The organism is Nocardioides eburneiflavus (assembly GCF_004785795.1).
Classification (GTDB): domain Bacteria; phylum Actinomycetota; class Actinomycetes; order Propionibacteriales; family Nocardioidaceae; genus Nocardioides; species Nocardioides eburneiflavus.
Genome location: NZ_SRRO01000001.1, coordinates 4,864,050 through 4,888,893 on the forward strand (window position 1 = coordinate 4,864,050; position 24,844 = coordinate 4,888,893).

At 71.9% G+C, this 24,844-nt stretch carries 26 protein-coding genes and 3 tRNA genes; 14 read left to right on the forward strand and 15 right to left on the reverse strand.

The features are described from left to right. The first annotated feature begins 10 nt into the window (after positions 1-10). On the forward strand, positions 11-499 hold the full coding sequence (locus EXE59_RS22840) for a MarR family winged helix-turn-helix transcriptional regulator (protein ID WP_210429107.1): 489 nt from the start codon (positions 11-13) through the stop codon (positions 497-499). On the opposite strand, the gene ettA is transcribed toward EXE59_RS22840, so the two are convergent. The 5 genes from ettA to EXE59_RS22865 form a co-directional block, all read right to left on the reverse strand. Next, a complete protein-coding gene (gene ettA / locus EXE59_RS22845) occupies positions 500-2,182 on the reverse strand; it encodes an energy-dependent translational throttle protein EttA (RefSeq protein WP_135840943.1) in 1,683 nt (560 codons plus the stop codon). 49 nt (positions 2,183-2,231) lie between these two features. Next, a complete protein-coding gene (locus EXE59_RS22850) occupies positions 2,232-2,672 on the reverse strand; it encodes a single-stranded DNA-binding protein (RefSeq protein ID WP_135840944.1) in 441 nt (146 codons plus the stop codon). A gap of 158 nt (positions 2,673-2,830) precedes the next feature. Continuing rightward, a complete protein-coding gene (locus EXE59_RS22855) occupies positions 2,831-4,486 on the reverse strand; it encodes a YfjP family GTPase (protein ID WP_135840945.1) in 1,656 nt (551 codons plus the stop codon). Between the two features lie 41 nt (positions 4,487-4,527). Beyond that, a complete protein-coding gene (locus tag EXE59_RS22860) occupies positions 4,528-6,270 on the reverse strand; it encodes a dynamin family protein (protein ID WP_246057003.1) in 1,743 nt (580 codons plus the stop codon). Further along, positions 6,267-7,385, reverse strand: coding sequence for a PrsW family intramembrane metalloprotease (locus EXE59_RS22865; RefSeq protein WP_135840946.1), 1,119 nt, complete (start codon positions 7,383-7,385; stop codon positions 6,267-6,269). Before EXE59_RS22865 ends, EXE59_RS22860 begins: the two co-directional genes overlap by 4 nt. A gap of 104 nt (positions 7,386-7,489) precedes the next feature. Between EXE59_RS22865 and EXE59_RS22870 the strand changes: the two genes are divergently transcribed. Both EXE59_RS22870 and EXE59_RS22875 read left to right on the forward strand, forming a co-directional pair. Next, positions 7,490-8,872 carry an aminopeptidase P family protein gene (locus tag EXE59_RS22870; protein ID WP_246057004.1) on the forward strand — a complete coding sequence of 461 codons (1,383 nt, stop codon included), beginning with the start codon at positions 7,490-7,492 and terminating at the stop codon, positions 8,870-8,872. A gap of 55 nt (positions 8,873-8,927) precedes the next feature. Then, positions 8,928-9,989 carry a methyltransferase domain-containing protein gene (locus tag EXE59_RS22875; RefSeq protein ID WP_246057005.1) on the forward strand — a complete coding sequence of 354 codons (1,062 nt, stop codon included), beginning with the start codon at positions 8,928-8,930 and terminating at the stop codon, positions 9,987-9,989. 10 nt (positions 9,990-9,999) lie between these two features. Here the strand turns inward: EXE59_RS22875 and EXE59_RS22880 are convergent, their stop codons facing one another. Next, positions 10,000-10,605, reverse strand: a complete 606-nt coding sequence (locus EXE59_RS22880) for a hypothetical protein (RefSeq protein WP_135840948.1) — start codon at positions 10,603-10,605, stop codon at positions 10,000-10,002. Positions 10,606-10,636: 31 nt separating this feature from the next. Next, complete coding sequence (locus EXE59_RS22885) at positions 10,637-11,305, reverse strand: hypothetical protein (protein ID WP_135840949.1); 669 nt, start codon at positions 11,303-11,305, stop codon at positions 10,637-10,639. A gap of 249 nt (positions 11,306-11,554) precedes the next feature. Here EXE59_RS22885 and EXE59_RS22890 point away from each other — a divergent pair, with 249 nt between their 5' ends. Further along, positions 11,555-12,946 (forward strand): dicarboxylate/amino acid:cation symporter, encoded by a 1,392-nt coding sequence (locus EXE59_RS22890; protein WP_135840950.1) that lies wholly within the window; start codon positions 11,555-11,557, stop codon positions 12,944-12,946. 80 nt (positions 12,947-13,026) lie between these two features. On the opposite strand, the gene EXE59_RS22895 is transcribed toward EXE59_RS22890, so the two are convergent. Next, positions 13,027-13,100 (reverse strand) — tRNA-Arg (locus EXE59_RS22895). A gap of 20 nt (positions 13,101-13,120) precedes the next feature. Here EXE59_RS22895 and EXE59_RS22900 point away from each other — a divergent pair. Continuing rightward, positions 13,121-13,588, forward strand: a complete 468-nt coding sequence (locus EXE59_RS22900) for a group I intron-associated PD-(D/E)XK endonuclease (protein WP_210429108.1) — start codon at positions 13,121-13,123, stop codon at positions 13,586-13,588. Positions 13,589-13,760: 172 nt separating this feature from the next. Here the strand turns inward: EXE59_RS22900 and EXE59_RS22905 are convergent, their stop codons facing one another. Then, a complete protein-coding gene (locus EXE59_RS22905; protein WP_135840951.1) occupies positions 13,761-14,333 on the reverse strand; it encodes an ABC transporter substrate-binding protein in 573 nt (190 codons plus the stop codon). Positions 14,334-14,625: 292 nt separating this feature from the next. Here EXE59_RS22905 and EXE59_RS24920 point away from each other — a divergent pair, with 292 nt between their 5' ends. Beyond that, positions 14,626-14,760, forward strand: a complete 135-nt coding sequence (locus tag EXE59_RS24920) for a hypothetical protein (RefSeq protein WP_281280335.1) — start codon at positions 14,626-14,628, stop codon at positions 14,758-14,760. 20 nt (positions 14,761-14,780) lie between these two features. Here EXE59_RS24920 and EXE59_RS22910 read toward each other — a convergent pair whose 3' ends face one another. Further along, positions 14,781-15,809, reverse strand: coding sequence for an adenosine deaminase (locus tag EXE59_RS22910; protein WP_135840952.1), 1,029 nt, complete (start codon positions 15,807-15,809; stop codon positions 14,781-14,783). A 22-nt stretch (positions 15,810-15,831) separates the two neighbouring features. After that, a complete protein-coding gene (locus EXE59_RS22915; protein WP_135840953.1) occupies positions 15,832-16,635 on the reverse strand; it encodes a DsbA family protein in 804 nt (267 codons plus the stop codon). Between the two features lie 76 nt (positions 16,636-16,711). Between EXE59_RS22915 and orn the strand changes: the two genes are divergently transcribed. Both orn and EXE59_RS22925 read left to right on the forward strand, forming a co-directional pair. Next, positions 16,712-17,356 carry an oligoribonuclease gene (orn, locus tag EXE59_RS22920; protein ID WP_135840954.1) on the forward strand — a complete coding sequence of 215 codons (645 nt, stop codon included), beginning with the start codon at positions 16,712-16,714 and terminating at the stop codon, positions 17,354-17,356. Positions 17,357-17,400: 44 nt separating this feature from the next. Continuing rightward, a tRNA-His gene (locus tag EXE59_RS22925) sits at positions 17,401-17,476 on the forward strand. Between the two features lie 58 nt (positions 17,477-17,534). On the opposite strand, the gene EXE59_RS22930 is transcribed toward EXE59_RS22925, so the two are convergent. Beyond that, positions 17,535-18,641, reverse strand: a complete 1,107-nt coding sequence (locus EXE59_RS22930) for an FUSC family protein (protein WP_135840955.1) — start codon at positions 18,639-18,641, stop codon at positions 17,535-17,537. A gap of 64 nt (positions 18,642-18,705) precedes the next feature. Continuing rightward, positions 18,706-18,972 carry a metal-sensitive transcriptional regulator gene (locus EXE59_RS22935; protein WP_135841489.1) on the reverse strand — a complete coding sequence of 89 codons (267 nt, stop codon included), beginning with the start codon at positions 18,970-18,972 and terminating at the stop codon, positions 18,706-18,708. A 126-nt stretch (positions 18,973-19,098) separates the two neighbouring features. On the opposite strand from EXE59_RS22935, the gene EXE59_RS22940 reads away from it, so the two are divergent. The 4 genes from EXE59_RS22940 to EXE59_RS22955 are packed head-to-tail and all read left to right on the forward strand — an operon-like array spanning position 19,099 to position 21,833. Further along, the gene (locus EXE59_RS22940) at positions 19,099-19,416 is read left to right on the forward strand and encodes a rhodanese-like domain-containing protein (RefSeq protein WP_135840956.1); all 318 of its coding nucleotides are present in this window, start codon (positions 19,099-19,101) and stop codon (positions 19,414-19,416) included. After that, complete coding sequence (locus tag EXE59_RS22945; RefSeq protein ID WP_135840957.1) at positions 19,416-20,795, forward strand: MBL fold metallo-hydrolase; 1,380 nt, start codon at positions 19,416-19,418, stop codon at positions 20,793-20,795. The genes EXE59_RS22940 and EXE59_RS22945 overlap by 1 nt, the downstream gene beginning before the upstream one ends. Beyond that, positions 20,792-21,619: a TSUP family transporter gene (locus tag EXE59_RS22950; RefSeq protein ID WP_135840958.1), complete on the forward strand. Its 828-nt coding sequence runs from the start codon at positions 20,792-20,794 to the stop codon at positions 21,617-21,619. The genes EXE59_RS22945 and EXE59_RS22950 overlap by 4 nt, the downstream gene beginning before the upstream one ends. Positions 21,620-21,647: 28 nt before the next feature. Beyond that, the gene (locus EXE59_RS22955; protein WP_135840959.1) at positions 21,648-21,833 is read left to right on the forward strand and encodes a hypothetical protein; all 186 of its coding nucleotides are present in this window, start codon (positions 21,648-21,650) and stop codon (positions 21,831-21,833) included. Positions 21,834-21,836: 3 nt separating this feature from the next. Here EXE59_RS22955 and EXE59_RS22960 read toward each other — a convergent pair whose 3' ends face one another. After that, positions 21,837-22,739 (reverse strand): universal stress protein, encoded by a 903-nt coding sequence (locus EXE59_RS22960; protein ID WP_135840960.1) that lies wholly within the window; start codon positions 22,737-22,739, stop codon positions 21,837-21,839. A 133-nt stretch (positions 22,740-22,872) separates the two neighbouring features. On the opposite strand from EXE59_RS22960, the gene EXE59_RS22965 reads away from it, so the two are divergent. Beyond that, complete coding sequence (locus EXE59_RS22965; protein WP_246057007.1) at positions 22,873-24,441, forward strand: phytoene desaturase family protein; 1,569 nt, start codon at positions 22,873-22,875, stop codon at positions 24,439-24,441. Positions 24,442-24,503: 62 nt separating this feature from the next. After that, positions 24,504-24,576: transfer RNA gene (locus EXE59_RS22970), tRNA-Lys, on the forward strand. 56 nt (positions 24,577-24,632) lie between these two features. On the opposite strand, the gene EXE59_RS24010 is transcribed toward EXE59_RS22970, so the two are convergent. Continuing rightward, positions 24,633-24,779 (reverse strand): GPGG-motif small membrane protein, encoded by a 147-nt coding sequence (locus EXE59_RS24010; RefSeq protein ID WP_168218648.1) that lies wholly within the window; start codon positions 24,777-24,779, stop codon positions 24,633-24,635. Between the last annotated feature and the right edge of the window lie 65 nt (positions 24,780-24,844).

Sequence of the window (24,844 nt, forward strand, 5' to 3'; positions counted from 1 at the left end):
GGCTGTGGCCATGACCGTGACGGGGGAACCGCGCTGGCTCGACGACGACGAACAGCACTCCTGGCGTGCCCTGATGATGGGCATGACCCTGCTGCTCGAACGTCTCGACGACGACCTGCGCCGCGAGTTCGGCATGTCGCTGACCGAGTACGAGGTGCTGGTGCGGCTCTCCGAGCGCCCCGGCCGGGCGATGCGGATGGCGCAGCTCGCCGACGCCATGGCCTACTCGCGCAGCCGGGTGACCCACACCGTCGCCCGGATGGAGGCGGCGGGGTACGTCACCCGCGGGACCACGCCCGAGGACGGGCGTGGCGTGGTGGCCACGATGACCGAGGCCGGCTACGAGCTGCTGGTCAAGGCCGCGCCGTGCCACGTCGAGAGCGTGCGCCGCAACGTGGTCGACCTGGTGCCGGCCGCCGACTTCGCCGCCGTGGGCCGGGTCTTCGACCGGATCTCCGACCACCTCGTCACGCGGCACCCGGAGTCGGAGATCAGGTAGCTAGTCCCGCGTGAGGCGGCGGTGCGTGACCCGGTGCGGTCGCGCGGCGTCGATGCCGAGGCGCTCGATCTTGTTCTCCTCGTAGGACGCGAAGTTGCCCTCGAACCAGAACCACTTGGCCGGGTCCTGGTCGTCGCCCTCCCACGCGAGGATGTGGGTCGCGACACGGTCGAGGAACCACCGGTCGTGGGAGGTGACCACTGCGCAGCCGGGGAAGTCGAGCAGCGCGTCCTCGAGCGAGGACAGCGTCTCCACGTCGAGGTCGTTGGTGGGCTCGTCGAGCAGCAGCATGTTGCCGCCCATCTTGAGGGTCAGCGCCAGGTTGAGGCGGTTGCGCTCACCACCGGACAGCACGCCGGCCTTCTTCTGCTGGTCGGGGCCCTTGAAGCCGAACGACGCGACGTAGGCGCGGCTGTTCATCTCGAAGTTGGCGACCTTGATGAAGTCGAGCCCGTCGGAGACGACCTCCCAGACGTTCTTGTTGGGGTCGATGCCGCCGCGGCTCTGGTCGACGTAGGAGATCTTCACGGTCTGGCCGACCTTGAGCTCACCCGCGTCGGGCTCCTCCTGGCCGGTGATCATGCGGAAGAGGGTGGTCTTGCCGACGCCGTTGGGGCCGATCACGCCGACGATGCCGGCGCGCGGGAGCTTGAAGGAGACGTCGTGCATGAGGGTGCGGCCCTCGAAGCCCTTCGCGAGGTCGTCGGCCTCGAGCACGATGTCACCTAGGCGCGGTCCGGCCGGGATGTTGATCTCGGAGGTGTCGATCTTGCGCATCCGGTCGGCCTCGGCCGCCATCTCCTCGTAGCGCGCGAGTCGCGACCTGCTCTTCGTCTGACGGGCCTTGGCGTTGGAGCGGACCCACTCCAGCTCCTTCTCGAGCATCTTGGCGCGCTTGGCGTCCTTCTGCCCCTCGACCTTGAGCCGGTCGCGCTTGGTCTCGAGGTAGGTCGAGTAGTTGCCCTCGTAGCCGTGGATCTGGCCGCGGTCGACCTCGGCGATCCACTCGGCGACGTTGTCGAGGAAGTAGCGGTCGTGGGTGATGGCCATGACGGCGCCGGGATAGGACTTGAGGTGGCCCTCGAGCCACTGGACCGACTCGGCGTCGAGGTGGTTGGTGGGCTCGTCGAGGAGCAGCAGGTCGGGCTGCTCGAGGAGCAGCTTGCACAGGGCGACGCGGCGACGCTCACCACCGGAGAGGTTGTCGACGAGCACGTCCGGCGGCGGGCAGCGCAGCGCGTCCATGGCCTGGTCGAGCCGGCTGTCGAGGTCCCACGCGTTGGCGTTGTCGAGCTCGGTCTGCAGGTCGCCGGTCTCCTGCATGAGCGCGTCCTGGTCGGCGTCGGGCTCGCCCATCTCCATGTAGGCGTCCTCGAGGCGCTTCATCTTGCCCTTGAGCTCGGCGACCGCCTCCTCGACGTTCTCCAGGACGGTCTTGCCCTCGGTCAGCGGCGGCTCCTGCTGGAGCATGCCGACCGTGGCCTCGGGGTCCTTGATCGCGTCGCCGTTGTTGGCGTGCTCGAGCCCCGCCATGATCTTGAACAGCGTGGACTTGCCCGCGCCGTTGGGTCCGACGACTCCGATCTTGGCGCCGTGGAGGAACGAGAGGGTGACGTTGTCGAGGACGACCTTGTCACCGTGGGCCTTGCGCACATTGCGCAGCGTGAAGACGTACTCAGCCATGCGGGCGAGCCTACGGGGCAGCGTGCCCGCGCCGACAATCGCGCCGCGCTCAGGCCGCCCGGGGCTCGGGGGCGGGCCCGGGGACGGGCTCGACCACCGACTCGACGACCGACTCGACGACCGGCTCGGCGGTTGCGGGCTGGGGCCTGCGGAAAGTGGCCGTGCCGTGGGCCAGGTCGTGCCCGACCGAGGACGCGACGACCTCGAACGAGGTCTGCGGCTTGCCGTCGCGCTCCCACACGTCGGCCACCAGCCGCCCGTGCACCACCACCGGGTCGCCGTTGTGGAGCGAGGCCGCGACGTGGCGGGCGAGCCGGTTCCACGCCTTGACGGTGTGCCACGAGGTCGTGCCCTTGACCCACTCGCCGTCGCGGTAGCGGGTGGGGGTGCAGGCGAGGCGGAACGAGGCGACCGCGCGGCCTCCGGCGACCTGACGCAGGGTGACGTCGCCGCCGATCCAGCCGGTCAGGGTGATCTGGGTGTCGTTCATCGAAGGCTCCTCGGGTGGGGCGGCGGTCCTCCGCCGCGATGACCCAAGGCTGCGCGACCCGGCCGACAGCAGGACCCGATCGCACGGGAGCCCTGTGGATGAGCAGCCCGACGACCCGCCTGTGGACGCCTGCTGGCCCGGAACCGTCAGGAGGGCCTTCAGCGCAGGGCCGCCGTGAGTCCTTCGCGCACCGCGGCGTACGACGCCAGCTCGGCCTCGATCGGGGCGACGACGAGCTCGCCGGAGACCTCGGAGATCGCGTCGCGCAGCCGCTTGTCGGCCGTGCGGGCTCGCTTGCGCGCGGTGGCGGCGACCAGCCACCGGCACACCAGGGCGAGCAGCAGGCCCAGCCCGATCCCCCCGAGGAGCAGCAACGTCGGCAGGGGGAACGCGCCGACCTCCGGCGTCGGCGGCTCGGGCAGCCGGGCGTACGACCCGAGGGCGAGCAGGGCCAGCCAGCCCGCACCGACCAGGGCCGAGATGATCAGGACGTACTGGAGGACGCGCACCAGGCCGGCCCAGGCCGGGATCCGCGCGGCACCGAGGTCGGTGGCGGCGACGGCACGGTCGAGGCGGTCGTTGATGTCGGGCAGCCGCGAGACCGAGGCGGCCCGCACGGCGCCGGCCCACGCGGGCGCCATCCCCTCGCCGACCTGGTCGGCGAGCGCGCGCACCTCGGTGTCGACCCGGGCGCGTTGCACGCCGGTGGCCTTCGGGACGGACGTGCGGGCGGTGCCGGTGAGCTCCTTGCCGGCCGTGCCGAGGTCGAGGTGGAGGCGCTTGAGGGGGTCGGGTTTCAGCCGGGAGAACCACGCCGTGACGGGCCACCCGGTGGCACGGTTGGCGCGCAGGCGCGTCGAGTCGGCGACGGCCTTGACGACGGTGGGCACACCGGCGGCGTCGGCGAAGGCGTCGTCGAGGGCGGCCACGCGCTCCTTGGACAGGGTCGGGGCCTTGCCGGTGCCGACGGCCTGCTCGAGCCGCTCCGCGGCGGACCGCACGTCGGCCTCGAGCCGCGACCGGGTGACCTTCTTCTCCGCGACGCGCTGGGCGACCAGGCCGCGCAGCTCGTCGATCCCCCAGCCGTAGCGGGCGCTGACGGGCACCACGGGCACCCCGGCCAGGCCGTCGGCCTCGAGGAGGCGGCGTACGTCGTCCACCATCCCGGCACGACGGTCCTCGGGCACGGTGTCGATGTGGTTGAGCACGACGAGCATCACGTCGCGGTGACCGGCCAGCGGCTTGAGGAAGCGGTCGTGGATGGCGGCGTCGGCGTACTTCTGCGGGTCGAGGACCCACACGAGCATGTCGGCGAGCTGCACGAGGCGCTCGACCTCGAGGTGGTGCGACACCTCGGTCGAGTCGTGGTCGGGCAGGTCGAGCAGCACGACCCCGCGCATCTCGGCGTCCTCGTCGGCCTTCGACAACATCGAGTCGCGGGTGACCTGGTGGCGGGCTGGGATGCCCAGCCACGCCAGCAGCTCCTCGGCGCCGTGCTTGCCCCAGACGACGGCGGTGGCCCACGACGTGGTGGGACGGCGTACGCCGACCGCGGCGAGCTCGAGCCCGCTCAGCGCGTTGAAGGTGGAGGACTTGCCGGAGCCGGTCGCCCCGGCGAGGGCGACGACCGTGTGGTCGGCGGAGAGCTTGAGCCGGCCCGCCGCGCGGGCGGCGACCGTCGCCGCCTCGTCGACCACGGCGTCGTCGACGCGGCCCCGGGCAGCCTCGGCGGCTCGCTCGAGACCCTCGACGCGAGCGCCGATGTCAGAGCTCCTGGTGACCAGCTTCTTGGCCCCTTCGAGCAACGACGTCATGACTCCCTCACGGCTGTGGGCGGACTTCTTCTCCCTTTACCCTAGGGCGCGGCGTCGCCGGTGTCCGAAACCGCAGACGTGTGCGCTGCGGCATAGCGGAGGTCGTCGACCTTGCGGGCGGCGGCCCGCATCCGGTCCGGCGTCTCCGGAGCGATCCCGAGGCTGTCGAGGAGGTCGGTGTAGCGGCGGCGCTCGGCGTCGAGCAGCTCGCGCATCGCGGCCTCGAGCTGAAGGCGTGCGCGCTCGGCGAGCGAACGGACGGCCTGGTCGCCGAAGACGGCCTCGAGGAGCTTCTGGCCGAGCACCGCGGACCCGCCCGCGATGCCCGCCTCGGCGCCCGTGACGCCTGCGGTGTGGGCGAAGACGACGACCATCAGGGCGACGGAGAGGCCGTTGACACCGAAGGCGAGGAAGCGCGCGGTGGAGCGCTTGTCGGCCCCCTCCGTACGGACCATCTCCAGCACGTCGGACTGCCAGTCCCGCACGGCCCGCTCGGCACGGCGCCGGAAGTCGCGCGACGCGCGGCCGAGGTCCTCCCCCGCATCACGCAGCAGGACCTGGCCGGCAGCGGTGCCGCGCCACGACGCCTCCGCGCGCTCGGCCGCGGCCTCGGCGTGCTCGAGGATCAGCGTCTCGAGGCCGGACTCGACCGCGACGCTGACCCGCTCGGCCTGCTGGGGCTTGCCCTTCACCGCGTTGACGACGCGGTCGCGCAGCCAGCCGACGCGGGTCTCCAGGCTGCGTAGCAGCTCGCCGGTGCCGACGAACTCCTGCCAGCGGGCGAGCACCTCCCCGCGCAGCAGCGAGCCGTCGGCCGAGGCCTCGCCGACCGCGACGACAGCCCGGTCGTAGGCGTCGTTGGCGTCCTCGCGGAGCCGGCGCACGGCGTCGACCTGCTCGGTGGCGGCGTCGGCGACGACGTGCGTACGCCGGCCGAGGGTGCGGATCGCGCCGTCGAGGGTCTGCTGGACCACGGAGCTGCGCGCCTCCTGGTCGTCGGCGAGCGCCCTGAGCCACTGCCGGATCTCCATGATGGCCGACCCCGGCAGGAGCCCCACGTCGGACACCTCGCCCTCCTCGACCACGAACAGCGGCGAGTCCTTGAGACCCCTGCTGGCCAGCATCCGCGCCAGGTGGGTGGAGATCGTGTCGACCGCGTCCGGGGGCGTGCGATCGAGGACGATGGCGACCGCGGCTGAGCGCTCGGCGGCCTTGCGCAGGAACTCCCACGGGACCTGGTCGGCATAGCGGGCGGCGGACGTGACGAACAGCCACAGGTCGGCGGCCGCGAGGAGCTGGGCGGCGAGGACGCGGTTCTGCTCCTCGACGGAGTCGATGTCCGGTGCGTCGAGGATCGCGAGACCGGGCGCCATCGCCGGCGACGGCACCAGCTGCAGCGCCCCGGGGTCGTTGGTCTGCCGGTCGACGCGCTCGAGCTCGGGCAGCAGCCGGTCCTGGCCGAACCACCTGGCGTCGTCGGGGTGGTGCACGAGGACGGGCGAGCGCGTCGTCGGGCGCAGCACGCCCGGCGCGGTCACGCGGGTCCCCACGAGGGAGTTGACGAGCGTCGACTTGCCGGCGCCGGTGGACCCGCCGACGACCGCGAGCAGCGGGGCGTCGAGCGTCATCAGCCGCGGGATCACGTAGTCCTCGAGCTGGTCGACCATCTCCGCCTGGGAGGCGCGCTGCTCGGCCGCCCCGGGGAGCTCAAGCGGAAGCCGCGCCTCCTGGAGGGCACCACGCAGGCGTACGAGGGCCGTCACCATGGCCGTGGTGTCGCTCATCGGGTGGGTACCACCTGTCCGGGGAAGGAGATGTAGGGACGGATGCGACGCAGCTCCTCGACGTGCTCCTGGCCGCGCACGGAGAAGTCGTCCGGTGCGGTCCCGCGCAGGTAGCGGTGGTGGAGGTAGCCGAGCTCGATCGCGACGGCCTGGTACTCGCGCATCCCGCGCTCGGCCTGCTGCCCGCCCTGCTGACGTGCCCAGCGCCGGGCGTGCCGGCGGGCGGGCAGGTCGACGAGCCAAGGGATGTCGGTGGCGGGGAGCAGCCCCCGCTCGGCGGCGTCGTGCAGGGCCGCGGCGAGGAGGGGGCGTTCGGAGCGACGGCGGTAGACCGCGAAGGCGACGACCCCGAGGAAGGCCGGGAACATCAACGTGCCGTAGACGACGAGGAAGTCCCCCGTGCCCGACAGCGTCGAGGAGTTCCACACACCGTGGAGGAAGGCCGCCAGGACGAAGCCCACGACCGGCGCGAGCAGGCGTACGGCGACGCGACGCGAGGCGATGGCGAGGCCGACCCCGATGCCGATGAACGCGGTGAAGAACGGGTGCGCGAACGGGCTGATCAGGCACCTCAGGACGAAGGTGACGGTCAGCGCGGTGGTGCCACCGGGGCCGAGGCCGTCGGTGCCGTCGTAGGCGGCGGCGAGGTAGAGGATGTTCTCGGTCCAGGCGAACCCGATGCCCACCATGCCGGCGTAGACGATGCCGTCGAGCACGCCGTCGAGCTCGTGGCGGCGCCACCACAGCAGCAGCATGAGGAACGCGCCCTTGGTGAGCTCCTCGGTGACCGGGGCGACGACGGCGAGGCTGTCGCGCTCGCTCGCACCACCGACGAGACCCAGGCCCTGGAAGACCAGCGCCGCTCCGGTCGCGGCGAAGGCACCCCAGAGCAGGCCGGCGACCAGCAGGTTGCGCGGCTCGGGCTCGTAGCGGTCCAGCCACATGAAGCAGCCGACCAGCGGCCCGACGGGGACGGCCGCCACCAGCGCCGCGAGGGCGAGCGTGCCGGGAGCGCCGGAGAGCGCGACGACGGCTGCCATCACGACGCCGCCGAGGAGGACCAGGGCCGCGACCACCACGGTGAAGGCGACACTGTCGCGGCGGCCTCTCTGCATGGTCCCGACCCTAACGGAGCGGGCACGTCGCACCCGCCTCGCCGCACCCCTTGGGGCGACGCCTCCGGGCCTCCGGCGGGGCGCCCGCGTCGTACAGTGGCCGCGTGAGCGAGCAGACCACTCCTGAGAGCACCGAGCCCCTCAACCACCCGGGGGCCGAGTCGCACGATCCGGCCGTGCCGGCGGCCTACGCCGCGTTCATGCGCCAGGGCTGGGGCGACCGCCGGCTCGACATGCCGCGGCACCCCGTCGCGGACCTGGCCGCGATGCGCCGCGCGAGGCTGACCGAGGCCTTTCCCGAGGACCGCCTGGTGCTCCCGGCCGGCACCTACAAGGTGCGCGCCAACGACACCGACTACCGGTTCCGCCCGGACACCGCGCACACCTACTTCTCCGGCAACCAGACGTCCGACGCCGTGCTGGTGATCGAGGACGGCGAGTCCGTCCTCTATGCCCGCCCGCGCTCCGAGCGCGACACCGACGAGTTCTTCCGCGACCGCCAGTACGGCGAGCTGTGGGCCGGCCGCCGCCCGTCGGCGCAGGAGATCTCCGACTCGCTCGGCATCGAGGTGCGCCACGTCAAGGACCTGCCGTCGTTCGACGACGATCGCAAGACCCGTGACATCACCAAGGACGAGGACCTCGCCCGCGTCGCCGACGAGCTGCGGCTCGTCAAGGACGACTGGGAGGTCGGCGAGCTGCAGCAGGCGTGCGACATCACGACCCTCGGGTTCGAGGACTCGGTACGCGAGTGGGACCGGGTGCTGGAGTTCGGCGAGCGCTGGATCGAGGGCACCTTCTTCCGTCGCGCCCGCGCCATGGGCAACGACATCGGCTACGACTCGATCTGCGCCGGGGGCTCGCACGCCACCACGCTGCACTGGATCGACAACACCGGCTCGATCGAGCCCGGCAAGCTGGTCCTGCTGGACATGGGGGTGGAGGGCCGCAACCTCTACACCGCCGACGTCACCCGCACGCTGCCGGTCGACGGCACGTTCACCCCGCTCCAGCGCGAGCTCTACGACCTGGTGCACGCCGCGCAGCAGGCGGGCATCGACGCCGTACGCCCGGGGGTGCCGTTCCTCGCCGCCCACAACGCGGCGATGGAGGTGCTGGCCCACGGCCTCGCCGACATGAGTCTGCTGCCGGTGCCGGCAGAGGAGGCGCTCGACCCCGAGTCGAAGGTCTACGCCCGCTGGACCCTCCACGGCACCTCGCACATGCTCGGCATGGACGTGCACGACTGCGGTCGCGCGTCGGCGGACATCTACCCCAAGGGCGACCTCGCCGAGGGGATGGTGCTCACGGTCGAGCCCGGCCTCTACTTCCAGGAGGACGACCTGCTCGTCCCCGAGGAGCTGCGCGGCATCGGCATCCGCATCGAGGACGACATCCTCGTCACCGCCGACGGCAACCGGAACCTCTCGGCCGCGCTCCCGCGCACCTCGGCCGACGTCGAGGAGTGGATGGGCCGGCTGCGCTGAGGTGGACTGCCACCACTACGACGCCTTCCGGTGCCGCTCCTGCACGCTGCTGGAGATGCCGCGCGCGCGCCAGCTCTCCGACAAGGAGCAGCACGCCCGGTCGCTCGTCGACGCCCCGCTCTGGCTGCCGACCGTGGCCGGCCCGGAGGCCGGCTACCGCAACAAGGCCAAGATGGCGGTCGGCGGCACCGTCGACGCTCCCACGCTCGGCATCCTCGACCGTGACCTGACCGGGGTCGACCTGCGTGACTGCGGCCTGCACTCCCCCGGGCTGACGGCCGCCCTCGACCGGATCGCGGACTGGAGCAGCGACGCCGGCCTGGTGCCGTACGACGTGGCTGCCCGCACGGGCGAGCTCAAGCACGTCCTGCTCACCGAGTCCCCCGACGGCGAGCTGCTGCTCCGCCTGGTCATGCGGTCCACGGCCCTCGAGGCACGCGTACGGTCCCGCCTGCCCGCGCTGCTGGCGGCGGTCCCGGGGCTGCGGGTGGTGACGATCAACGTCCAGCCCGAGCACAAGGCCGTGCTCGAGGGCGAGCGCGAGATCGTGCTCACCGAGCACTCCACCCTGCCGATGCGCCTCGCCACCGGGGTCACGCTGCGACTCGGGCCCCGGTCGTTCTTCCAGACCAACACCCTCGTCGCCGAGGCGCTGTACGACCAGGGCCGGGCGTGGGTGGACGCGCTGCCGGACGTCCGCACCGTGTGGGACCTCTACTGCGGGGTCGGCGGCTTCGCGCTGCACCTCGCGGCTCCCGGTCGCGAGGTGCTCGGCGTCGAGGTGTCGGCCGACGCGACCGAGGCCGCGACGGTCACGGCGGCCGCTCTCGGCGTGGCCGCGCGCTTCGTCGCGGCGGACGCCACGGCGTACGCCCTGGCCGCACCGGACGCGCCCGACCTCGTCGTGGTCAACCCGCCACGGCGCGGGATCGGCGCCGATCTCGCGGGCTGGCTGGAGGCGTCAGGCGTACGGCACGTCGTCTACTCCTCGTGCAACGCCGAGTCGCTCGCTCGCGACCTCGCGCTCGTGCCGTCGCTGCGGCCCGTCGAGGCGCGGGTGCTCGACATGTTCCCGCACACGACCCACTACGAGGTCATGGTGCTGCTGGAGCGCTGAGCCCGGGCAGTCAGCCGCGACGGATCCGCGGGCCCTTGCCGATGCTGTTCTCCCGGATCCCGCCGCGGTGGCCGTCGTCGGCGAAGTAGGTCGTCATGGTCTGTGCCTCCGGGTCCGCCTCCGGGGAGGCGATGGACCTGACCCCGAGTCGCACCCACCGCGGGGAGCCGATGCAGCGAGTGGGCACCGAGAGGGCCACGGTGTCGGCCGCCCCGTCGTACCCCACGCTGAGTCCACGACACCCGAACGCCTCGCCGCGCTGGCGCGCCAGCGAGGCCGTCGCGCGACGCGCTGACAGACGCTGGGCGGTGACGTCGAAGGTGTCGCGGGGCGTCCAGATCCGCAGCAGCGTCTCGTGCCGCGGCCGCACCTCCAGGTCGCGGAAGTGCACGGCCACGCTGAGCCGACGCTTGCCGAGCGCCGCAGCCGTACGGATGACGTCGACCGACGCCTCCTCCGGCGCCTCGACGAACTGGAACTCCTGGAAGTACGTCCACGCCCGAGCGTCCCCGGCGGGGTCCTCGGTGACCACCGTCTCCGCGTGCGCGGCAGTGGGCAGCAGCAGGGCGACGGGGGCGAGGAGGGCGGCCAGCCGGTGAGCAGTCGAGCGAGACATGCGAAGTCTCCGTCCGGGTTCGAGGTCGGTGTCAGCCGCGCCGGACCCTGGGGCTGCGGCCCATGCTGTTCTCGCTGAGCCGCGATCGGAAGGCGTCGTCGGCCCACCCGGCGAGGTTCACGGAGCCGTCGCCGACCGGGGTCACCTGGATCCGGCTGGCCACGGAGGTGACCTGGATCCAGCGAGGCTTGTCGATGCACACCGCGGGGAACGACACCGTGACGGTCTCGGCGACCACGTCGTAGCGCCCACGCACCGACCGGCACGGGCGCGGACGCACGTCGCCGTCCTCGGTGAAGACCATGCGCGGCGCGAGCTGGGCGTACCCGGACCCGTCCGCGGATCGAGCGACCGACAGGTCGAACCGTCCCCGGGGAACGATGACGCGCATCTCGACGGAGTGCTCCGCGGTGTCGACCAGGTCGCGGAAGTGCGTGGTCACGGTGACCCGCTTGCCGTGCTTGATGGTCGTGCGGGTGATGTCGGTGGCCGCCTCCGCCGGCGCGTCGAGGAACAGCGGCTGCCCCTCGGACTCCGTCCCGAACAGGAACCCGGCCAGCTCGGAGCCGAAGTTGAGCGCCTTGGCGTCGCCGACGGCGTCGTCGATCGTCACCTGCTCAGCGTGGGCCGCGGTGGGCAGGAGGAGGAGGACGACGGGGGCGAGGAGGGCGGCCAACCGGGCGCCGTGGCGGGACATCATGCGCGCACTGTAGTCAGGCGACTCCTGACGTGTGACCCGAAGCACGGAATCAGTGTCGATGGCCACAGGTTGAGCCAGTCGTGTGCCTTAACGTGACAGTCGGAGACCTGCTGACGCAGCGCCGTGCCGTCGACCTCGCCCGCACCGAGAGCGCCCTGTGTCGCCTCGGACGCACCGTCGACTGACCCGAATCGTCCTGCGTCCCCGCCCGGTTGCCACCGCGCGGTACCGAAAGGTTACTTTTTCACTATGACTACTTCTCTTACGGCTGAGGAGAAGCCCACCCGCTTCAAGCTCCCCTCCTTCGGCGTCCAGGTCCTGCTCGGCCTTGGGGTCGGCGTCGCGCTCGGCCTCGTCGCCCGCAGCATGGGCGCTGACGGCGTCGACGCCTCGACAGGCGAGGTCGACCCCAACTGGCTCACCGAGACCCTGGACACCGTCGGCGGCACCTTCGTGACGCTCCTGCGCGCGGTGGTCCCGCCGCTGGTGTTCCTCGCGATCGTCGCCTCGATCGCCAACCTGCGCGACGTCACCGGCGCCGCCCGCCTGGCGTGGCGCACGCTCGCCTGGTTCGCCATCACGGCGCTCATCGCCGTCGTCATCGGCATCGTCCTCGGCCTGGTCCTGCAGCCGGGTGACCACGCGAGCGTCACCTCCGACGCGGCGTCAGCCCCCTCGTCGACCGGGTCGTGGCTCGACTTCCTCACCGGCCTCGTGCCTGCCAACGTGCTGGGGCTGGAGGGCTACGACAACGGCGACGGCTCGGTCGGCTTCTCGTTCAACGTCCTCCAGATCCTGGTGCTCTCGATCGCCGTCGGCATCGCGACCCTCAAGGTCGGTGAGCCCGCCGAGCCGTTCCTGGCGTTCGTACGCTCCGCGCTCGCGGTCGTGCAGAAGGTCCTGTGGTGGATCATCCTGCTCGCCCCGATCGCGACCGTCGGCCTGCTCGGCAACGCCGTCGCCAGCTACGGCTGGGACGCCCTCGGCTCGCTCGGCATGTTCACCGTCGCGATCTACGCCGGCCTCGCCCTGGTGATCGCCGGCGTCTACCCGGCGCTGCTCCGCGTCCACGGCCTCTCCGTGCGGCAGTTCTTCTCCGGCGCGTGGCCGGCCATCTCCCTGGCCTTCGTGTCGCGCTCGTCGGTGGGCACCATGCCGCTGACCGAGTCGGTGACCGAGCGCAACCTCGGCGTGCCGCGCTCGTACGCCTCCTTCGCCGTGCCACTGGGCGCTACCACCAAGATGGACGGCTGCGCCTCGATCTACCCCGCGATCTCGGCGATCTTCGTTGCGCAGTTCTTCGGCCTCGACCTGTCGATCACCGACTACCTGCTGATCGCCTTCGTCTCCGTGATCGGCTCGGCCGCGACCGCCGGCGTCACCGGCGCCACGGTCATGCTGACGCTGACGCTCTCCACCCTGGGCCTGCCCCTCGAGGGCGTCGGGCTGCTGCTCGCGATCGACCCGATCCTCGACATGGGTCGCACCGCGGTCAACGTCACCGGCCAGGCGCTGGTGCCGACGATCGTCGCCAAGCGCGAGGGGATCCTCGACCAGGAGGCGTACGACGCCCCGCGCGGACGCAGCGTGTGGCGTGACGAGGGCGCGCGCACCGAGGAGTCCGCGCGGGCCGCTGCCTGACGGGACGGGGTGCCCCACACAGGCATCGGGTCCACGATCTCGTGGGCCCGATGCCTGTCGCTGCTCGGACGAAAGCGCCGCGCCCCCGGCAGGATTCGAACCCGCGGCCCAGTCATTAGAAGTGACTCGCTCTATCCAGCTGAGCTACGGGGGCTGGTCATCCACAAGTAAATCATGTGGCCGCCGCGCGGTGAGGCATTGCTCCTAGGGTTCGGGAATGGCGGTCCACCACACGAAGGACAAGGGAGATCTCGGCACGGCCAAGCGCATGCCGACCTGGTCGAGAACGGCTTCGTCGTGCTGTTCCCGGCCACGGAGCACGCCGAGTTCGATCTCGTCGCCTACCGAGACGGCTGCTTCCATCGCGTCCAGGTGAAGTACCGGTCCGCGCGGCTCGGCACGTTGTCGGTCCACTTCCGCTCGGTCTGGGCGGATCGCCACGGCACACACATGAGGGCCACCGACAAGTCCCAGGTGGACGTCATGTGCATCTACTCTCCCGAGACGGACGAGTGCTACTACCTCCGCCCGACCGAGCACGGCCAGTCGGTGACGTTGCGGGTGGCTCCGAGCAAGAACGGGCAGGCACGCGGCGTCCAGATGGCCTCGTGCTTCCGCGCCTTCCCGGTGTCCCAGCCCTGACCCGTCCGGGCCTCCCGAGACGCGGACGACACGCCCCGTCACCTCCCCGGCCACGCGGCGGAGCCACGGCACGATGTGGTCAGGCCCCGCCACGTATGAGGTAGCGGGGCCGAGTACGTGCCCAGCGGCCCGGGTTCGAGGACTCGTCCCCGAACCCGGGCCGCTGCGGCGATCAGACGCCGAGGTTGAGCAGCCCCAGGATCTGGTTGAGCAGGGTCCGCAGCTGGCCGAGGAGCCCGGCGAGCGGGCCGCCGTCGAGGAGCCCCGCGACGGCGCAGAGCAGGTTGCCGAGCAGGTTGCCCGCCCCGGGCACGGCGATGATGTCGAGCACGACGCGCTGGAGGTGGATCTCCAGGCCCAGGAGGTTGAGGTCCAGGGGGCCCAGCACCAGGTTGAGGATGTCGCAGGCGGCCGCGCTGGACGCCATCCGGCCGTCGGTGAGCGACTGTCCGTTGATCTTCTTGACCGGGATCAGCTTGACCCCGGAGAACCTGGTGTCCGGCCCGGAGTCCTTGATCCGGCCCTCCAGGAAGCCCTTCATGTAGAGCACACCGTCGCGGTTGACGGCCTTGATCGGTGTGAACGAGCCGGTGACGCGGTCACCCTCCGAGGTGCGGCCCACCACCTTGCTCGTGATCTTGCCGACGTCGGACTTCCCGACGACCGAGCGGCTCGTGGTCTCGGCGGCCGATGCCGAGCCGACGGTGAACGATGCCAGTCCGACGGACATCGCCAGGGCGATCACGAATCCTCCGGCGAACCGCCGTGCTGCATGTGTGATGTGTGGCATTTTCTTCCTCCGAGTCGAACGCCTCCCGCAGGACGACAGGCGCCGCCCCCTGCTCGCGACGCTAGGCACGGCGGCGGACGACGGGTCATACCCCAACGGGCTAGGACACGTGTGCGACTGCCGTTTACGCCCACCAGGCACCCCCCTGCGGGTGGACGACGCTCATGCGCGCCGACGGCGTGGGTACCGCTCTGGGATCGACCCGGATCACCCCAGAGAAGACCGAGGAAACTCGATGTCCTACGACATGAGCACGACACTCCTGACCGTGATCGGCGTGCTCGCCGGGATCGGCGCACTCCTGTACGTCATGGCAGTCCTCGACCCCACCAGCACGCCGAAGCCGTCGCACCGCGCCGATCGGCACCGGGTCGATCCCTGACCCCTCGCCCCGGTCAGCGCTCAGCGGCCCGCCGTGCACGCTGTCACGTGGGCGTCGATCTCCGTACGGATGCGCGCCTTGACGTCCTCGGGGGCGAAGGACGCGTCGACGGCGGCGCGGGCGAGGTCGGCGACGCCGCGCTCGTCGAGGTCGAGCAGGCCGGCGGCCACCTCGTAGTCCTGGTTGAGGGTGGTCGCGAACATCGGCGGGTCGTCGGAGTTGATCGTGACGGCGACCCCGGCCTCGACGAAGGTGCGGAGCGGGTGCTCCTCGATCCGCTCGACGGCCCGCGTGGCGAGGTTGGACGTCGGGCAGACCTCGAGCACGACCCCGCTCCCAGCGAGGTGGGCGAGCAGCTCGGGGTCCTGCGCGGCTGAGACGCCGTGGCCGATCCGCTCGGCGCCGAGCAGCCGCAGCGACTCCCAGACCGTCTCCGGCCCGGTCGTCTCGCCGGCGTGCGGCACCGACCGCAGCCCTGCGGCACGGGCCCGGGTGAAGTGCTCCTCGAACTGTGCCCGCGGCACACCGATCTCGGGACCGCCGAGACCGAAGCCCACGAGTGCATCGGTGCGGTGCTCGAGCGCGTACTCGAGCGTCGCGTCGGCGGCCGGGATCCCGGACTCACCGGGGATGTCGTAGATCCAGCGCAGCACCAGCCCGAAGTCGCGCTCGGCCGCCACCCGCGCGTCCTCGATCGCCTCGGTGTAGGCCTCGATCGGTATCCCGCGCACCACCGACGTGTAGGGCGTGCAGGTCAGCTCGGCGTACCGGAGGTGCTGGCCCTCGGCCATCTCACGCGCCACCTCGTAGGTCAGCAGTCGGACGTCCTCGGGCGTACGGACGAGGTCGACGACAGCGAGGTAGACCTCGATGAAGTGGGCGAAGTCGCGGAAGGTGAAGAACCTCCGCAGCTCGTCGAGGTCGGAGGGGACGCCGGCGCCGGGGTGGCGTGCCGCGAGCTCGGAGACGATCCGCGGCGACGCCGACCCGACGTGGTGGACGTGCAGCTCGGCCTTGGGCAGGCCGGCGATGAAGGACTGGAGGCTCACGCCGGGCAGTGTCGCAGAGACGTCAGCCGACCATCTGAGCGGCGATGTCCTGGAGCGTCTCGCCCTCGACGACCTCACCGTCGACGAGCACCGTCGGGGTGGAGCTGACGTCGGCGTCGGACGCCGCGTCCCCGGCCGCGTCGACCCAGCCCTCGAACGCCAGGCCCTCGATCCCCGGTCGTACGGCTTCCTCGTCCGCACCGGCCTCGACGGCCCACTCGACCAGCTCGTCGTCGTTCGGGAAGGGGCCGGACTCCGACGGCTGGTTCTCGAAGAGGATGTCGTGGAACTCCTTCGCGACCTCAGGACCGGACTCGTCGAGCACGACCGCGAAGGCGTTGGCCGCCTCCATGGAGTAGTCGAAGCGACGGGCCAGGAACGGCAGCGGCCGGTACTCGACGTTGACCTCGCCGGCCTCGACCGCGGCGTCGAGCTGGTCTCCGACGGTCTGCTCGAGCTGACCGCAGAAGGGGCAGAGGAAGTCCTCGTAGATGACGATCTCCTTGGGGGCGTCGGCCTCTCCCACGAGCAGCCCGTAGGTGTCGGTCGCGCCCTCCGGCGGGGTGTCGGGCTTGTCGGAGCCGAGGTTGGTGACGAGGAGGTAGCCCACCAGGGCCAGCACGAGCACGCCGGCGATCAGGCCGTAGCGGGAGAGCTGTTCCTTGCGCTTGGCCTTCTTGCGCCGCTCCTCGGCCTCCGCGCGCGCACGCTCGGTGCGTGCGCGCCGCGCCTCCCGCTTGGCCGCGGTCGCCGCCTTCTCCTCGGCGGTCCTGTGCGAGCTCTTCTTCTGCGCCATCGAGGCTTCCTTCGTGTCCGGTGTGCTCATCTGCAGGTCGTGCACCCCAGACCCTAGGAGGTCAGGCTGAGTCGAGCCTGAGAACACCCCAGTAGGGTGGCTCGTCGTGAACGACAGACTGGTGTGGATCGACTGCGAGATGACCGGCCTCGACCTGGGCGCGGACGCCCTGATCGAGGTGGCGGCCCTCGTGACGGACTTCGAGCTCAACGTCCTGGGCGAGGGCGTCGACGTCATCATCAAGCCGTCGCAGGAGTCGCTGGACCAGATGGTCGAGTTCGTCCGCTCGATGCACGAGAAGTCGGGCCTGCTCGACGAGCTCGCCGCCGGCACGACGCTGGCCGACGCCGAGGAGCAGGTGCTCGCCTACATCAAGGAGCACTGCCCCGACGGGAGCCGGCCGCCGCTGGCCGGCAACACCGTCGCCACCGACCGGTCCTTCCTGGCCCGCGACATGCCCGGCCTGGAGTCGTTCCTGCACTACCGCATCGTCGACGTCTCCTCGATCAAGGAGCTCTCGCGCCGGTGGTACCCCCGTGCCTACTTCGCCGCGCCGACCAAGCGCGGCAACCACCGCGCCCTCGCCGACATCCAGGAGAGCATCGAGGAGCTCCGCTACTACCGCGAGGCCGTCTTCGTGCCCCACCCCGGTCCTGACAGCGCCCGCGCGAAGGAGATCGCCGCCCGCCACGGCGGCCAGCTGACCGGGCTCGGCGAGGACACCGGTCCCGATTCCGGCTCCGCGGGCTGAGTGCCCTACACTTCTCGTCGTCCGCAGCGCGAGCCGCGGTCATGGTGGGTATAGCTCAGCTGGTAGAGCGCCGCCTTGTGGTGGCGGATGTCGCGGGTTCAAGTCCCGTTACTCACCCCAGACGGATCGAGCCCCCGACCTGGTCAGGTCGGGGGCTCGATTGTTCCCGGCCGGTCGGTCAGCCGGCCCCCCGCCGGCGTACAGGCACGCGCAGCGGCAGCGGCGGACCGCCCATGGGGTCGGCCTCGGCGACGCGGCCCATCGAGTCGACGATGTTGCGCAGGTTGATGATCAGCGCGCCGTAGACCGGCCACTCGGGCGAGCGCTCGGTGGCGCGGAGCTCCTCGGTGAACACCTCGAGCCGGCTGCGTACGTCGAGGAGCCCCGCCGCGTCGGCCGCGCTCGTGGCGCGACCCGCGTCGCCGAGCATCGAGATCCACGGGTCGGCGAAGGCCTCACCCCAGCGCTCGCGGTGCGCGCTGTGGCCGCCCAGCGTGCGCGCGAGGCTGCGGGTCTCGGCGACCGCCTGCTCCATGCGTCGGAGCAGCCCGTGCCACTTCTCAGGGTTGCGCATCGCCCGCGCCTGGCGGCGCGGGTTCAGCCGGGCGCTCTCCTGCGCCTGCCGGACGAGTGCCCAGGCGTGGTCCAGGTCGGCGTCGAGGTCGCGCGTGCGCTCGATCCACCCGCTGACGTCCTCCTCCTGGCACCCCTCCCCCAGGCCGCCGGCCATGTCGATGAGCAGCTCGCCGATGCCGTCGTCGATCCGGTCGAGCGCCTTGGCGGCGGTGTGCCTGCGCAGCGGCGGCCACACGATCACGTTCACGAGCAGGCCCACAGCCACGCCGATCCCGGTGTCGTAGAGCCGTGAGACGAGCATGACGTCGTTCTCGAACCCGGTGGTGAGGACCACCAGGCCGGTCGTCGCGATGGTGGTCGCCTCCGCGCCCAGCCAGGGCACCGCCCCCAGCACGAGGGCGACGACCAGCAGCAGCGCTATCGCCCAGGTGCTGAGGCCGAGCGCCTCACCCACGAGGGTCGCGAGCACCACCGCGACGACCGTCGCGGCAACCTGCTGCATGCCCTTGGAGAACGTGCGGTAGACGGTGGCGTGCACCACCAGGAGCGCCGCCCACGGCGCGAGGAACGGTTGTGGCAGCTCCAGCACGCTCGCCGCGATCACCCACGCGGCGACCGCTGCCAGCACCGTCTTGACCAGCTGCAGGACGTCGTTCCACCAGATCGGGTCGCCGAGCCGGCCGTCGACGCGCTCCCTCCACGTGCTCATGCGAGCTCCTCTCCCTCGCCGATCGACACTACGGCCGGGACGAGGGGCGCGCCTCACCCCGAGGTCACGCCAGGGAGAGGAAGAGCTTCTCCATCTTCTTCACGTCGAGGCTGTCCACCTCGCCGTCGCCCGCCAGGAGGCACTGCTGCAGGCCGGAGGCGACGATGGCAAAGCCGGCGCGGTCGAGCGCCTTGGACACCGCCGCGAGCTGCATGACGACGTCCTCGCACTCCCTGCCCTCCTCGAGCAGGCGGAGCACGCCGGCGAGCTGCCCCTGCGCTCGCTTGATGCGGTTGATGACGGGCGTCATCTCGTCGGGGTCGAGCTGCATCAGTCCTCCTCGGTGGGGGGTGATCACGGCGCAAGCATACCCCCCGGGGTGTTTTTGCCTTCTCCTCGAATACCCCATAGGGTATTTCTCGACCGGTTCGGAACACCCGATCACGAGAGGATTCGCATGTCACACCCGACGCCCGAGATCACCCTCGACGAGTTCGCCGCGGAGCGTGAGGACGGCATCACGGTCGACGTCCGCGAGCGCGACGAGTACGCCCAGGGCCACGTCCCCGGAGCCAGGCTGGTGCCGATGGGCCAGCTGGCCTCCCGGCTCGACGAGCTCGACCGGTCCGACCGGGTCCACGTCATCTGCGCCTCGGGCAACCGCTCGAAGGCGATGACCGACCTGCTCGTCGCCCAGGGCTTCGACGCCGTGTCCGTCGCCGGCGGCACCCAGGCCTGGATCGCCTCCGGCCGCGCGATCGGGGTGGGTCTGTGATGACCGACCTGACCGTCCTCGTGATCGACACCCCCACCCTCGGTGACCGCAGCTACCTGGTGCACGACGGCGAGGTGGCGCTCGTGGTCGACCCGCAGCGCGACATCGACCGCGTCCTTGCCCTGCTCGACGAGCACGGCGTACGCCTGACCCACGTCTTCGAGACGCACATCCACAACGACTACGTCACCGGCGGCCTCGCGCTCGCGCAGCGGACCGGTGCCCAGTACCTCGTCAACGGCGAGGACGACGTGTCCTTCTCCCGTATCCCCGTGGCGGACGGACAGGTCGTCGAGGTGGGTGGACGCATGCGCATCACTACGCTGGCAACCCCGGGCCACACGTTCACCCACCTCTCCTACCTGCTCACCGACGCGGGCCTCGACGGCGACCAGCGCGTCGGCGTCTTCTCGGGCGGCTCCCTGCTCTACGGAGCGACCGGACGCCCGGACCTGCTCGGCCCCGAGCACACCCACGAGCTCGTGCACGACCAGCACGCGTCGGCCCACCGGCTCGCCGACCTGCTGCCCGACGAGGCGGAGGTCTACCCGACCCACGGGTTCGGCTCGTTCTGCTCGGCCACCCAGTCGGACGCGACGTCGTCGACCATCGGGCAGGAGAAGCAGTCGAACCCGGTCCTGACCCAGGACGAGCAGACCTACGTCGAGGAGCTGCTGGCGGGCCTCGGCCCCTGGCCGGCCTACTACGCGCACATGGCGCCGGCCAACGCCGCCGGTCCCTCGGAGCCCGACCTCTCTCCCCCGGCCGTCGCCGACGCCACCGAGCTGCGCCGGCGGATCGAGGCCGGCGAGTGGGTCGTCGACCTGCGCAACCGCACGGCGTTCGCCGCGGGCCACGCCCCCGGCACGCTCAACTTCGGCCTCGACGGCGGCTTCGCGACCTACCTCGGGTGGCTGGTCGCGTGGGGCACGCCGATCACCCTGCTCGGTGAGAGTGCCGAGGACGTGGCCGAGGCGCAGCGCGAGCTGGTGCGCATCGGCATCGACCGACCGGCTGCCCACGCCACCGGCAAGCCCGAGGACTGGAGCGACCGCGGGCTCAGCTCGTTCCCCACGGCGACCTTCGCCGACCTCGCCCAGGTGCGCCACCACCGCGAGGTCGTGGTCCTCGACGTACGCCGGGCCGACGAGCACGACGCCGCCCGCATCGACGGCGCGGTCAACGTCCCGCTGCACGAGCTGACGGCCCGGCTCGGGGACGTTCCTGCCGGCGAGGTCTGGGTGCACTGCGCAGGTGGCTACCGCGCGTCGGTCGCCGCCTCGATGCTCCACGCCGCCGGCCGTGCGCTCGTGGCGATCGACGACACCTTCGACAACGCCGAGCAGGTCGGTCTGCACGTGGTCGGGCCCGACGCGTGACCGAGGTCCTCCTCGCCGTCGTCGCCGGCGCGCTCATCGGGCTCAGCCTGGGCGCGCTCGGCGGCGGCGGTTCGATCCTCGCCGTCCCCGTGCTCGTGGCCCTCGGCCAGGGACCGGCGCAGGCCACGACCGGTTCACTGGTGGTGGTGGCGATGACCTCGCTCGCCGGGGCGGTGACCGCCCACCGGGCCGGCAACGTGCTCCTGGCGCGCGGCCTCACCTTCGGCCTCGTCGCCACCGGCGGCGCGGTGGCGGGCGCGCGTGCGGCGAGCGCGGTCCCCGAGCCGGTCCTGCTGGCCGCCTTCGCCGTGCTGATGCTGGTCGTCGGCGGCCTGCTCGCCGTACGCCAGTGGCGCGCGCGGCACGCGGGCCCGGCCGACCGGGGCGCGCGTCGCGCCGTCCTCGACGACCCGATCATCACCTTCAGCCCCACCTTCGCGTGCCAGTGCCCGCGAGCGCTCAAGGTCCTCGTGACCGCGACCGCCGTCGGCCTCCTGACCGGCTTCCTGGGCGTCGGCGGCGGCTTCGTCGTGGTGCCGGCGCTGCTGATCGCACTCACCCTTCCCCTCGACCTCGCCGCCGGCACGTCGCTCGTGGTCATCACGATCACCAGCAGCGTCGCCCTCGCCGCGCGCGCCGGGAGCACCCCCGCGCCCGACTGGTCGCTGGTGGCCGCCCTCACCGTAGCCGCCGCCCTGGCCGCGGTCGCCGGCGCCCGTCTCGCCGACCGCGTCGACACCCGACGCCTCTCGGCCGCCCTCACCGGCCTCGTGCTGGCCGTCGCGGCGTACACCGCCGCCACCGCACTCCCCGCACTCGTCTGACCCCACCCAACCGAGAAGGAGCTCCACCATGTGCCGACCAGTCCGATGCAAGACCTGCGGCAAGACCACCTGGGCCGGCTGCGGCCAGCACGTCGGCCAGGTCAAGGCCGGCGTCCCCGCGAAGGAATGGTGCAACGGCCAGCACACCGCGGCGGAGAAGGCGGCCGGCGGCTCCGGCGGTGGCTTCCTGTCCCGACTGCTCGGCCGCGGCTGACCCTCACGGGTGGTAGACCGCCCGGTGGGGTCGCGGGCTGGCCAGCAGCACCGGGCAGGTGGCCTCCCGGAGCACCGCCCGCGCGACAGGTCCGACGTGCGACCCGATCGGCACGAGGGGGTCGTGGCGCCCGATCACCAGCAGCTCGGCGTCGGAGGAGGCCTTCACCAGCGCCTCGGCGGCACGGCCGTGGACGACCTGCACGTCGGCCTCCATCGCCGCGGAGAGGTCGCCCAGTGCGTCGATGGCGGCGCGCACCTCGGCGCGCGAGCGGTCCGCCCACCGGCGGGCCTCGTCCCCCGGCATCGCCTCCTCGTAGGGGCCGGGCAGCGACCACGAGTGGACGGCCCGCAGCCGGGCGCCCCGGGCGTGCGCCTCGGCCAGTGCCGCGCGCAGGACCTCCTCGGACCGCCCGGGCACGTCGATGCCGGCGACGACCACGCCCCGGCGCTGGTCCGCGTGCCAGCCGCCCGGGACGGCCACCACGGGGATCCTCAGGTGTGCCGCGACACCGCCGGCCACCGTACGGTTCACGATCCGCGAGAGCCGCGACAGGTGCCGGTGCTCCAGGACGACCATGCGTGCGGTGCGACCGACGTCCACGAGCACGCCGACAGCCGTGCCGCGGCGGATCTCGTGGGTGACGGGTACGGCACCCTGCACCAGGTCGTCGGCCAGCTTGACGACCTCTGCGAGGCGCTCCGCGCCCCACGCCTCGAGGTCGATCGCAGGCAGGAGGACCTGGTCGGGGCCGGGCGGGACCAGGCTGACCGCGTGCACGAGGTGCAGGCCACAACCGGCGCGCAGTGCCTCGTCCGCGGCGAAGGCCAGTGCGGACTCGACCTCGTCGGGTCCCACGCCGACCACGATCCGCGGGGCGCTGCTGGTGACGTGCTGCTGGGTCATGACGTCCTCCTCGACTGTCCGTGTGCCTCCACTCTTTCGCCGACGACGGTCCGGCACGAAGAGTCCTTGGGCCCGCGGAACGACGGCGAAGGGCCCTGCTCCGCGTTGCCGGCCGACGGTCTACGTTGGCCCGGTGACTTCCGGCACCAGCAGCTATGACGTCGTCGTGGTCGGCGGCGGGCACAACGCCCTCGTCGCCGCCGCCTACCTGGCCCGCGCAGGACTCTCCGTCGTCGTGCTCGAGCGCCTCGGCCACACCGGCGGGGCCGCCGTCTCGGTCGAGCCGTTCGCCGGCCAGCCCGCACGCCTCTCGCGCTACTCCTACCTCGTCAGCCTCATGCCCGAGCAGCTGATGGCCGACCTCGCCCTCGACGTCCGCCTGGCGTCCCGCACCACCGCGTCCTACACCCCGTGGACGCGCGGCGACCGGACCGGCGGGCTGCTGGTGGAGCGCCCCGAGGGGGACGCGACGCGGGCCTCGTTCCGCGAGCTGACCGGAGGCGACGAGGAGTACGCCGCGTGGCAGGAGTTCTACGCCGAGGTCGGTCGCCTCGCCGAGGTCGTCGCGCCGACGCTGATGCAGCCGCTGCCGCTCGAGCGCGACCTGCGCGCCCTGGTCGACCAGCGGACCTGGACCGACGTCGTCGAGGAGCCGCTCGGGCGTGCGATCCGCGACCGGTTCACCGACGACACGGTGCGCGGCGTCGTCGCCACCGACGCGCTGATCGGCACCTTCGCCTCGATGGACGACCCGTCGCTGATCCAGAACCGCTGCTTCCTCTACCACCTGGTCGGCAACGCGACCGGCGAGTGGCGTGTGCCGGTCGGCGGCATGGGGGCGGTGACCGACGCGCTCGCGAAGGCAGCCGTCGGGGCCGGCGCCGAGATCGTCACCGGAGCCGGCGTCAGCGCGATCACCCCCGGCCCCGACGGCGCCGAGGTCACCTGGCACGACGGCACCCGGCAGCACTCGGTCACCGGGCGGCGGGTGCTCTCCGGCGTCGCGCCGTGGGTGCTGCGGATCCTGCTCGGCGAGGGCGAGGACGCATCCACCAAGCCGGCCGGCTCCCAGCTCAAGATCAACTTCCTCCTCGACCGGCTGCCCGCGCTGAGGTCCGGCGCGGACCCGGCGGTCGCGTTCGCCGGCACCCTCCACCTCGCGGAGGACTACTCCCAGCTCGAGCAGGCGTACGCGGCTGCCGCAGCCGGTGCGGTACCCGACCCGGTGCCGGGCGAGGTCTACTGCCACAGCCTCACCGACCCCTCGATCCTCGGCGACCGCGCGGGGTCGGCGCACACGCTGACCTACTTCGGCCTGCACACCCCGGCCGGGCTCTTCGACGCCGACCCCGGCGCCAAGGACGTCGCCGTGCAGCGGGCGCTCGCCTCGATCGACGCGGTCCTGGCCGAGCCGCTCGCGGACTGTCTCGCCACCGACGGCGACGGCCGACCCTGCATCGAGGCGAAGATCCCGCAGGACGTCGAGCGGGACCTCGCGATGCCAGGCGGGCACATCTTCCACGGCGACCTGGAGTGGCCGTGGGCCCCCAACCGCTCGCGCCTCGACACGCCCGCCCAGCAGTGGGGCGTGCAGACCGCGCACGACGCCGTCCTTCTCTGCGGGTCCGGCGCACGTCGCGGCGGCGCCGTGTCGGGCCTCGGCGGGCACAACGCCGCACAGGCCGTCCTCGCGGAGCTCTGACCAGCCACCTCGATTTCGCCTACCGATCACGAGGCGGTAGAGTTCTACTCGCTTCACCGCCTGCGCCATTAGCTCAATTGGCAGAGCAGCTGACTCTTAATCAGCGGGTTCGGGGTTCGAGTCCCTGATGGCGTACAGAAGCGAAGGGCCGGTCCTCTCGGACCGGCCCTTCGTGCTTCTCCCGCAGGGTGCTACTTCGTGAAGAGGCTGACGCCACCCGGGCCGACCAGCAGCCCGACGATGATGAGCACGATGCCCCAGAGCATCTGACCCCTGATCAACGAGACGATGCCGGACACCACGAGGATGACGGCGAGGATCCACAGCAGAAAAACCATTGCATGCTCCCTTCGGTAGAACCCTCAACCTAGCCCTCACGGTTGCCGAGCGACACCGAGTCACA